Annotated in this window: 2 tRNA genes and 3 rRNA genes; all 5 read left to right on the plus strand. The window is 53.6% G+C overall.

What is annotated here, in order from left to right:
- Positions 1 to 23 precede the first annotated feature (23 nt).
- The 5 genes from PQR54_RS38755 (at position 24) to rrf (ending at position 5340) form a co-directional block, all read left to right on the plus strand.
- Positions 24 to 1554, plus strand: a 16S ribosomal RNA gene (locus PQR54_RS38755).
- Between the two features lie 65 nt (positions 1555 to 1619).
- Positions 1620 to 1696, plus strand: a tRNA-Ile gene (locus PQR54_RS38760).
- Positions 1697 to 1749: 53 nt separating this feature from the next.
- Positions 1750 to 1825 (plus strand) — tRNA-Ala (locus PQR54_RS38765).
- A 293-nt stretch (positions 1826 to 2118) separates the two neighbouring features.
- A 23S ribosomal RNA gene (locus tag PQR54_RS38770) occupies positions 2119 to 4998 on the plus strand.
- Between the two features lie 228 nt (positions 4999 to 5226).
- Positions 5227 to 5340 (plus strand): 5S ribosomal RNA (rrf, locus tag PQR54_RS38775).
- Together the 16S, 23S and 5S rRNA genes with 2 tRNA genes alongside form the textbook arrangement of a ribosomal RNA operon.
- The last annotated feature ends 53 nt before the right edge of the window (positions 5341 to 5393 follow it).

Genomic DNA, 5393 nt, shown 5'->3' on the forward strand with positions numbered 1-5393 from the left:
AACCGAAAAACAGTAACAGGTTTGAACTGAAGAGTTTGATCCTGGCTCAGATTGAACGCTGGCGGCATGCCTTACACATGCAAGTCGAACGGCAGCACGGGAGTAATCCTGGTGGCGAGTGGCGAACGGGTGAGTAATACATCGGAACGTGTCCTGTAGTGGGGGATAGCCCGGCGAAAGCCGGATTAATACCGCATACGATCTGTGGATGAAAGCGGGGGATCTTAGGACCTCGCGCTACAGGGGCGGCCGATGGCAGATTAGCTAGTTGGTGGGGTAAAGGCCTACCAAGGCGACGATCTGTAGCTGGTCTGAGAGGACGACCAGCCACACTGGGACTGAGACACGGCCCAGACTCCTACGGGAGGCAGCAGTGGGGAATTTTGGACAATGGGCGCAAGCCTGATCCAGCAATGCCGCGTGTGTGAAGAAGGCCTTCGGGTTGTAAAGCACTTTTGTCCGGAAAGAAAACCTCCGTCCTAATACGGTGGGGGGATGACGGTACCGGAAGAATAAGCACCGGCTAACTACGTGCCAGCAGCCGCGGTAATACGTAGGGTGCAAGCGTTAATCGGAATTACTGGGCGTAAAGCGTGCGCAGGCGGTTCGCTAAGACAGATGTGAAATCCCCGGGCTTAACCTGGGAACTGCATTTGTGACTGGCGGGCTAGAGTATGGCAGAGGGGGGTAGAATTCCACGTGTAGCAGTGAAATGCGTAGAGATGTGGAGGAATACCGATGGCGAAGGCAGCCCCCTGGGCCAATACTGACGCTCATGCACGAAAGCGTGGGGAGCAAACAGGATTAGATACCCTGGTAGTCCACGCCCTAAACGATGTCAACTAGTTGTCGGGTCTTCATTGACTTGGTAACGTAGCTAACGCGTGAAGTTGACCGCCTGGGGAGTACGGTCGCAAGATTAAAACTCAAAGGAATTGACGGGGACCCGCACAAGCGGTGGATGATGTGGATTAATTCGATGCAACGCGAAAAACCTTACCTACCCTTGACATGTATGGAATCCTGCTGAGAGGTGGGAGTGCCCGAAAGGGAGCCATAACACAGGTGCTGCATGGCTGTCGTCAGCTCGTGTCGTGAGATGTTGGGTTAAGTCCCGCAACGAGCGCAACCCTTGTCCCTAGTTGCTACGCAAGAGCACTCTAGGGAGACTGCCGGTGACAAACCGGAGGAAGGTGGGGATGACGTCAAGTCCTCATGGCCCTTATGGGTAGGGCTTCACACGTCATACAATGGTCGGAACAGAGGGTCGCCAACCCGCGAGGGGGAGCCAATCCCAGAAAACCGATCGTAGTCCGGATCGCACTCTGCAACTCGAGTGCGTGAAGCTGGAATCGCTAGTAATCGCGGATCAGCATGCCGCGGTGAATACGTTCCCGGGTCTTGTACACACCGCCCGTCACACCATGGGAGTGGGTTTTACCAGAAGTGGCTAGTCTAACCGCAAGGAGGACGGTCACCACGGTAGGATTCATGACTGGGGTGAAGTCGTAACAAGGTAGCCGTATCGGAAGGTGCGGCTGGATCACCTCCTTTCTCGAGCTAACGTGTCAATGCGTTGAGCGCTCACGCTTATCGGCTGTGAAAATGGACAGACTCAGGGGTCTGTAGCTCAGTCGGTTAGAGCACCGTCTTGATAAGGCGGGGGTCGATGGTTCGAATCCATCCAGACCCACCAAAGTCTTGTCTGGTGTGCTGATCGTCTGAAACCTCTGGGATATGTGTATGACTGGGGGATTAGCTCAGCTGGGAGAGCACCTGCTTTGCAAGCAGGGGGTCGTCGGTTCGATCCCGTCATCCTCCACCAATCCTCAATGCGTAGTGTTCTGCGGGCAGTAGAAGCAGAGTGCTGTGCATTGGCGATTGAGCCAGTCAGAGTGACATGAAACAGAGTTTTATGTCGGCTGTCGTTCTTTAACAATCAGGAAGAAGTAGTAAAGAGATTCACGAAAGATCACTTAGAGATGGGTGGTTGAGTAGGTGAATCAGGGTTGTGATTGTATCAATGTATGAAAAGGTGATCGAAAGATTGCTTTGGAATACGGCGCAACACGAATACTCAACCTGTAGCGGCGGTGTCGAGAGACACACCCGTTATAGGGTCAAGCGAACAAGTGCATGTGGTGGATGCCTTGGCGATCACAGGCGATGAAGGACGCGGTAGCCTGCGAAAAGCGGTGGGGAGCTGGCAAACGAGCTTTGATCCACCGATATCCGAATGGGGAAACCCACTCCGTATGGAGTATCCGTAGCTGAATACATAGGCTACGTGAAGCGAACGCGGTGAACTGAAACATCTAAGTAACCGCAGGAAAAGAAATCAACCGAGATTCCCAGAGTAGTGGCGAGCGAAATGGGACCAGCCTGTACTCTTTATCTTCATTGTTAGCCGAACGCTCTGGAAAGTGCGGCCATAGCAGGTGATAGCCCTGTAGGCGAAAACAGCGAGGAAGAACTAGGTGTACGACAAGTAGGGCGGGACACGTGAAATCCTGTCTGAAGATGGGGGGACCATCCTCCAAGGCTAAATACTCGTGATCGACCGATAGTGAACCAGTACCGTGAGGGAAAGGCGAAAAGAACCCCGGGAGGGGAGTGAAACAGATCCTGAAACCGCATGCATACAAACAGTCGGAGCCTCGCAAGGGGTGACGGCGTACCTTTTGTATAATGGGTCAGCGACTTACATTCAGTGGCAAGCTTAACCGATTAGGGCAGGCGTAGCGAAAGCGAGTCCGAACAGGGCGATTCAGTCGCTGGGTGTAGACCCGAAACCAGGTGATCTATCCATGGCCAGGATGAAGGTGCGGTAACACGTACTGGAGGTCCGAACCCACTAACGTTGAAAAGTTAGGGGATGAGCTGTGGATAGGGGTGAAAGGCTAAACAAACCTGGAAATAGCTGGTTCTCTCCGAAAACTATTTAGGTAGTGCCTCGTGTATCACCTTCGGGGGTAGAGCACTGTCATGGTTGTGGGGTCCATTGCGGATTACTACGCCATAGCAAACTCCGAATACCGAAGAGTGCAATCACGGGAGACAGACATCGGGTGCTAACGTCCGGTGTCAAGAGGGAAACAACCCAGACCGCCAGCTAAGGTCCCCAAATATTGCTAAGTGGGAAACGAAGTGGGAAGGCTAAAACAGTCAGGAGGTTGGCTTAGAAGCAGCCATCCTTTAAAGAAAGCGTAATAGCTCACTGATCGAGTCGTCCTGCGCGGAAGATGTAACGGGGCTAAGCAATATACCGAAGCTGCGGATGCACATTTATGTGCATGGTAGGAGAGCGTTCCGTAAGCCTGCGAAGGTGCATTGAAAAGTGTGCTGGAGGTATCGGAAGTGCGAATGCTGACATGAGTAGCGATAAAGGGGGTGAAAGGCCCCCTCGCCGTAAGCCCAAGGTTTCCTACGCAACGTTCATCGGCGTAGGGTGAGTCGGCCCCTAAGGCGAGGCAGAAATGCGTAGCTGATGGGAAGCAGGTTAATATTCCTGCACCATTGTTAAATGCGATGGGGGGACGGATCGCGGAAGGTTGTCCGGGTGTTGGAAGTCCCGGTCCTTGCATTGGAGAAGGCGCTTTGGCAAATCCGGGCGCGGAATTCAAGGGTGCGAGGCCAGTCGCCTAGGCGACGAAGCAATCGGAAGTGGTTCCAAGAAAAGCCTCTAAGCTTCAGTTTAACAAGACCGTACCGCAAACCGACACAGGTGGGCGAGATGAGTATTCTAAGGCGCTTGAGAGAACTCGGGAGAAGGAACTCGGCAAATTGGTACCGTAACTTCGGGATAAGGTACGCCCCTGTAGCCTGACTCGCCTGCGCGAGAAGGGTGAAGGGGTTGCAATAAACTGGTGGCTGCGACTGTTTAATAAAAACACAGCACTCTGCAAACACGAAAGTGGACGTATAGGGTGTGACGCCTGCCCGGTGCCGGAAGATTAAATGATGGGGTGCAAGCTCTTGATTGAAGTCCCGGTAAACGGCGGCCGTAACTATAACGGTCCTAAGGTAGCGAAATTCCTTGTCGGGTAAGTTCCGACCTGCACGAATGGCGTAACGATGGCCACACTGTCTCCTCCCGAGACTCAGCGAAGTTGAAGTGTTTGTGATGATGCAATCTCCCCGCGGCTAGACGGAAAGACCCCATGAACCTTTACTGTAGCTTTGCATTGGACTTTGAACCGGTCTGTGTAGGATAGGTGGGAGGCTTTGAAGCGTGGACGCCAGTCTGCGTGGAGCCGACCTTGAAATACCACCCTGGTTTGTTTGAGGTTCTAACCTTGGTCCGTAATCCGGATCGGGGACAGTGCATGGTAGGCAGTTTGACTGGGGCGGTCTCCTCCCAAAGTGTAACGGAGGAGTACGAAGGTACGCTAGGTACGGTCGGAAATCGTGCTGATAGTGCAATGGCATAAGCGTGCTTAACTGCGAGACCGACAAGTCGAGCAGGTGCGAAAGCAGGTCATAGTGATCCGGTGGTTCTGTATGGAAGGGCCATCGCTCAACGGATAAAAGGTACTCTGGGGATAACAGGCTGATACCGCCCAAGAGTTCATATCGACGGCGGTGTTTGGCACCTCGATGTCGGCTCATCTCATCCTGGGGCTGTAGCCGGTCCCAAGGGTATGGCTGTTCGCCATTTAAAGAGGTACGTGAGCTGGGTTTAAAACGTCGTGAGACAGTTTGGTCCCTATCTGCCGTGGGCGCTGGATATTTGAAGGGGGCTGCTCCTAGTACGAGAGGACCGGAGTGGACGAACCTCTGGTGTACCGGTTGTCACGCCAGTGGCATCGCCGGGTAGCTATGTTCGGAAGAGATAACCGCTGAAAGCATCTAAGCGGGAAACTCGCCTTAAGATGAGATATCCCCGGGGCTTCGAGCCCCTTGAAGGGTCGTTCAAGACCAGGACGTTGATAGGTCAGGTGTGGAAGCGCAGTAATGCGTTAAGCTAACTGATACTAATTGCCCGTAAGGCTTGATCCTATAACAGGTGTGTCTCGACCAGCGTTGGCGCTTCAGCGCTTGCACTGGTCCGATCCCCGAAGGGGATGCGTGTGAACCTCCAGATGGGGTTTGCAGAACGCACGGTTGAGATCACGTGTTGTGCCAGAAACAACACAACCCAACAGCTTTACCCTGGTGAGCATCACCAGAAACTACTTCTTCCAGATTGGCTGTGGCGCCCTGAAAGCGCCACAGCAACAAGTCATGCCTGATGACCATAGCGAGTCGGTCCCACCCCTTCCCATCCCGAACAGGACCGTGAAACGACTCCACGCCGATGATAGTGCGGATTACCCGTGTGAAAGTAGGTAATCGTCAGGCTCCCCAGCAGCATCAGAAACCCCACCCCAAAAAGGTGGGGTTTCTGCGTTTAC

The sequence above is a fragment of the Paraburkholderia phytofirmans genome (genome assembly GCF_046028095.1).
Taxonomy (GTDB): domain Bacteria; phylum Pseudomonadota; class Gammaproteobacteria; order Burkholderiales; family Burkholderiaceae; genus Paraburkholderia; species Paraburkholderia phytofirmans_A.